Source organism: uncultured Vibrio sp. (assembly GCF_947488985.1).
In the GTDB taxonomy this organism is placed as follows: Bacteria; Pseudomonadota; Gammaproteobacteria; order Enterobacterales; family Vibrionaceae; genus Vibrio.
In genome coordinates, this window is the sequence record NZ_CANLBV010000144.1 from 1 (window position 1) to 5,688 (window position 5,688).

General features: G+C 37.4%; 3 protein-coding genes and 2 pseudogenes. All 5 read left to right on the forward strand.

The annotated features are described in order from the left end of the window. Positions 1–95: 95 nt before the first annotated feature. Positions 96–218, forward strand: a pseudogene (locus Q1A70_RS20890) (winged helix-turn-helix domain-containing protein); the annotation flags it as partial. Between the two features lie 35 nt (positions 219–253). Beyond that, a complete protein-coding gene (locus Q1A70_RS18640) occupies positions 254–949 on the forward strand; it encodes a hypothetical protein (protein ID WP_299697523.1) in 696 nt (231 codons plus the stop codon). Further along, entirely contained in the window at positions 949–2,220 is a 1,272-nt protein-coding gene (locus tag Q1A70_RS18645; protein ID WP_299695215.1) for a response regulator, read from the forward strand. The genes Q1A70_RS18640 and Q1A70_RS18645 overlap by 1 nt, the downstream gene beginning before the upstream one ends. A 132-nt stretch (positions 2,221–2,352) precedes the next feature. After that, positions 2,353–3,028 (forward strand): annotated as a pseudogene (locus tag Q1A70_RS18650) (IS630 family transposase). A 39-nt stretch (positions 3,029–3,067) separates the two neighbouring features. Continuing rightward, entirely contained in the window at positions 3,068–5,443 is a 2,376-nt protein-coding gene (locus Q1A70_RS18655) for a hypothetical protein (protein WP_299695212.1), read from the forward strand. The last annotated feature ends 245 nt before the right edge of the window (positions 5,444–5,688 follow it).

Here is a 5,688-nt window from a genome sequence, read left to right on the forward strand (position 1 = left end):
TGAAGTACACCTAAACCCAGAAAGAGAAGCTGCTTAATAAGTAAGCAAATGATGACAACTACCTTGAAAAACGCCGCGGGGTTTTATATGATGGTTACTCTCGTAGTCTAGATTTAGCGGTGAGTCGATTAAGGAAGAAGCTTTCTGTGTTTAAGTCGTTCGAAATCATTACGATCAGAGGTATAGGATATAGTATGAACTTGGAGCTATCTGAGTGAAGAGAAGACTAACTATCAGGGAAAGATTCTTGTCAATGTCGCTCTTATTGATGTTGATTGTTATGTTTTTTATAGCCACATTGATTGGTACATTCATATTTTCTGCGCGATATGATAAGTTATATCAGGTAAAAAATAATTTTGTACAACGTATTTCTCATATCGTACATGTTGTCGAGAATATCAATGTTCTCCGCTTGCAAAGTTTTTACGTTGACGTTTTAGAACCGGTAAGCTCTTGGGTACAAGCTTTTTCGGGACTTGATGATGAATTAGAGATGCTAATCGATGATCTTAAGGAACACTCTTACGTTTCACATCAGTTTGATGACGAAGTGCGAGAACTCAGCCTGGTTAAGGAGTCTCTCACAAAGAACCAAAACTTTGCGCTTCGAATATATCGATTTTACGTTGATAATAGCGAACTCCATTTTGACTCTAGTAAACGTTTTTATTTAGTAAAAATGGATGCACATCTCCCTGAAGAATATAGCAAGGGCGTAGAGTCATATTTAAATCGTAGGCATAATATTTTTCGCAATCTTGCGGGAGCTAATGAAGGCATATCATCTATTGTCGATGCCGAATTACGTCAGATGAAACGGTTGTTTTTTCTATTATTTTGGTTGCTATCTTTTTTATTAATATACTGTCATTTTACATGTGTAGAAGCTTATGGCTTTATTACTTCAAAATCATTCTGCCAACGTCAAATCTTGCAAGGTCGTTAATGACGCATCCATTGAAAGGATATGATGTTCCTAAAAATAAGCCAGCAAGAGAAATAAAGGGATTGTTTTCAAGTGTAAGTTTAATGCAAAAAAATATTAGCTTGTTGATTTATAATCTGCTTTGGTACCAAAAGGAGCAAAGTAAGCTTTCTTCAGACTTAAAAGCGGCTATTTTTGAAAAGGAAAATATTTACAGTACATTAAGTCATGATATAAAAACACCGCTCAATGCAATTAAACTTGGTTTGGATTCTTTGTCTATCGAATCTATTAATGCAGTAGACCGGAATACTGTACACGATATGAAAACATCAGTGAAGTATCTTTTTTATTTCTTGAATTCGATAAATGAGTTAGATGAGCATGGCATAAATAATATAAAGACACCATCTGAATTAAAAATCAGTGTTTTCACGAGCACTATGATCGAAATAATACGCCCATTAATGGTAAGTAACAAGATCAAGTTAGAAGTAATCGTTAAAGATTCTGTGCCTAATGAGTTGATTTTACCAAAAGAAGCTTTGTATCAATGCTCTCTTAATTTGATAGGGAATGCTATCAGACATTCAGAAACTTCAATCATTCGTGTCAAGATATCCGTTTCGGATTTAATGTTTAAAATTGCGTTTGTTGATTATGGGAAAGGCTTTGTCAAAGAGAACACTACTGAAGATAGTAGTGTGAATTCTGAATCCAGACAAAGTGTAGGGTTGTATCTGACGCAAATGCTATGTAGTCGTGTAGGCGGAAAGCTTGCCATTTATAGCTCTTTGAATAGAGGAACTGTGGCCACTATACACCTTCCTTTTTGTAGGGTGCCAGAGAAAAAGGCATTGGTGCAGAGCGAGGTAAATCCTGTTGTAAATGAGTCCAACGAGTCACAAGTTATATACAACGTCTTGTTAGCAGAAGACTTTGAGATTTGTTCCAAGGTAATGAAAAAGCTTGGCAAAATGAACTTTATCGATATAGAGGTGGCAAGCGATGGACTAGAAGCAGTAAAAATGGCTAGGAAAACACGTTATGATCTTATTTTAATGGATTTGCAGATGCCCGTGATGTCGGGGATTAAAGCCTGTCAAATCATCCGTAAGAATTCAGAGAACAGCGACGTAAGTATATTCGGTTTGAGCGCTGAAGTTGATAAGAAACTACATCAATTGTGCATTGAAGCTGGTATGGACAAGGTGATTCAAAAACCCATTGACTTCCAACGAATGCGCAATTATTTGTCGAATTCGATAACTCCGGTTGAGTCGGGAAAATGAAAAGATTAACACCAGCTTAATCTCTGATATCCCCGTGATCATGGTAGATGCTTGATTTTCAATGAAATCAATATCATGCTACGTACTATGAAAATAAGACTGACTCCTTAACAGAAACAGCAACTCGAAAAGATGCGCGATTCAACTCGTGATGGTTGAGAGCGTGACCGCATCAAAGCGGTTTTACTAACGTCTGAAGGTTGGAGTCAGACAATGATTTCTCAAGCGCTTCGTATTCACAAATCGACCGTTGCTCGTCACCTCAGTGATTATATTCTTTCTGAAAAACTTAAGCCTGAAAATGGTGGTAGCCAAAGACGATTTTCTGCTGAGCAAACTATGTAACTTATCAAGCATCTGGCTGTCGAACTCATCTTAATATTCTCGGTGCGTTACCACTTCAAAATATTGGCGCAACCGTGACAGACACGTATGATATGATAAACAGCGAGAGCATCGTACGCTTCTTTTGGAAGCTCAAAAAGGAGCATTACCCGTTGAAGCAAAAAGTTCACTTAGTTCTTGATGGCGCTGCCTATCATCAGTCAGAACTGGTAAAAAATGCGGCAAAAGTGCTCATGTCGAGCTTCATTACTTACCGCCTTACAGTCCAAATTTGAATCCAATAGAGCGGCTTTGGAAAGTAATGAATGAGCATGCGAGGAATAATATTTACTTCTCCTCCAAGCCTGAATTTACTTCAGCCATCAAAGAGTTTTTCGATGTAACGCTACCAGAATTTACAGGCTCACTCGTATCCAGAATTACGGATAATTTTCAAGTTTTGAAACCTGAATCTTCAAATTGAACGGGTATAAAATTCAAATTTTTAAACTAGAAGTTGTTAATGATGAATAATAAGAAAAAACATATATTGAGCATGGTGTTAGTGTTAGTACTACTGGGGTGTAATGACAACTCAAGTCCCCCAATAGACCCAGTGGACCCAATAGATCCAATAGATCCAATAGATCCAATAGATCCAATAGATCCAGTGGACCCAATAGACCCAGTTATCGTTCAAGATGTTATCTACTTTCCAACTATTGCAGATGCTTGGATACGAGAAGCCAGTGGTAATACCAATAACTTTGGTAAGGACCAAAAAATCCATTTAGCGAAACAAAATGGAAATAGTAGAATGAAAGCGAGTGGTCTTATTAAGTTTGATATGGAGGCTCTTAATTCATTACCGAAAGATTATAATGTAAGTAAAGCTGAATTGGTTTTAAGAGTTTTAAAAACTCAAGGTAAACCGATTACTGATGTTTACGTTACGGACTCTCCATGGGAAGAGATGACAGTTAGTGGTAGCACACCGATTCACGTTGGTGAAAAAATTGGAACTTGGGAAGCCGAAGAGCAGTTCGGTATTATAACGATGGATATCAAAGATTATTTAGAAAGAAATAAAAATAAAGAAATGCTGTCATTTTACCTTACTATTGAAAACTCAGATGGTAGTACAGCAAATGAAGTCCATGTCCAGTATTATACAAAAGATCAATATAATTTCAATACAGTTCAGCCACCGACAATACGCATTGAATATAACTATGACTCTGATAGTTCAGAGGATAAAAATGCCAAAATTTATGATAAGTTTCTAAAGAATGATTACTCAGGTGATTATTTCTTATATGATTGGGGAACCGCTGGCTATAAAATGGGAAGTGAGCTGCCACAAGAATCTGAGCTATCAGGTCTAGAGATTTTTCATGTTGCATCCTATGGTGCAGAACCAAACCAGGACGATGTTGATGATTATGTAGCTATACAATCAGCAATTGATGCAGCAGTAGAAGCTGGTGGTGGTATTGTTCAGTTTGAAAGTGGTACTTATGACATAAATGTTGATAAGAATGAGTGGAATACACTTTCTATCACCGCATCAAATATTATTTTAAGAGGGCGTGGTGATAAAGGGGACTCTGCCACGATTATAAGGCAGCATGAGACCACGCTTGACGTTCAAGCTGTGGCCACTAAACATTTAATCAATGTTGGAGAAGGAACGAATACTGGCATTAGCTCTTTTTCTTCTTCTTTGGTTAAAGATGTGATTCCTGGTGATGATAAAGTACAAATTGACCTTAATACAAGAGTTGCGCTAGAACCGGGGGATACGGTTATTTTAACAAGCTATATGAAGGGTATAAATGGTGAATTTAGCCGAGAACCACTTTTGGAAGCACTAAAACCATTAACTCTTGATCAGACTTGGACTATCCGTCATGGATCCCGAGCAGTACGCTTCGCAAATACTATTACGGAAGTTAAAGAGATAGATAGTGATTTAGGTAGCAATGTTGTTGAAGTCACCGTTGCAACCCCTTTCCCATATGAGTTTAAAGTCTCATCGGCTTCAGATTTAAGGTTGTACCCGCAAAAGTTTGAAAATGTTGGTATTGAAAACTTAAAAATAGAAATGATGGTTCCTGATTGGTATGCATACGCGCATCATAAAGTAACAGCAAATTATAATTACGATTATGGTAATGGTGGCATTCGATTCCATCGAGTAAAGAATAGCTGGGTACGGGGGGTAACCATTCATAATTTTTTAATGGATTTATCTATAAGTAACTCACTATATAACACCGTAGATAATGTCACGATTAGTGGAGTTGCTGGCCACCATGGGATTGGCTATTATGGAACACAAGGAGCTGGTAGTTATCATAACGTCGTTCAAAATATTGAAATGAATGCAAACAGAACACACGCTATTTCATATAATCAGAGCTCCGGTGGTAACGTATTACGAAAGTTATCAACCAAAGTTAGAAATGATACACATTCAAATGCATTTGTTGCTAATATTGATTTTCATGGCGGTGTATTAGGCCATAACTTAGTGGAGCAATCAGGGCAAATTCAGATCAATAGCGCGGGAGCTTGGACTGGTTTACCTCATTCAGGTCCCCGTAATGTATTATGGAATGTAACGACAAGAGGGCAAGAGGTGCATGAACGATCTGGCTATGCCTATGAAAATGGACAAGGTGATGGTCAATATACATCTAATCGCTATGATCATTATCGTTTACATCCGAAAACCATAGTGGTTGGTGCAAATAGCCAATACTTTCAATCAACGCTTGATCGTATAGCATCTGATCAAAAAAATGATTGGTTCTATGTGGAAGCACTAAACAAGAAGATGCCAGTATACCCTTTATCACTTTATGAAGCTCAACGATCATTGCGTCAGAATAAATAGAAATAAATTAGCTCTGCCGCATACTTTGATTTTACGGCTTTGTTGATTAAATCTGGTAATAGACATAGGTATCCTACGTCCATTACCAGTTAGTTTCTAATAGGTATACCTAGGACTTTATTCATTGCTTTGTAAGCGCGTCATAAACCCCGCATTCTAATCTTTCAGCGGCTTTGTTGCGTAAATCGAGTGAACTAAATCAGAATCGTACGATCAGATCAGAGACATTCTCTTATTGACTCCGA

Bases quoted from the DNA above. Each gene is read 5' to 3' on its own strand.
- Q1A70_RS18645 (WP_299695215.1), top strand. From the start codon at position 949: ATGACGCATCCATTGAAAGGATATGATGTTCCTAAAAATAAGCCAGCA.
- Q1A70_RS18640 (WP_299697523.1), top strand. From the start codon at position 254: ATGTCGCTCTTATTGATGTTGATTGTTATGTTTTTTATAGCCACATTG.
- Q1A70_RS18655 (WP_299695212.1), top strand. From the start codon at position 3,068: ATGATGAATAATAAGAAAAAACATATATTGAGCATGGTGTTAGTGTTA.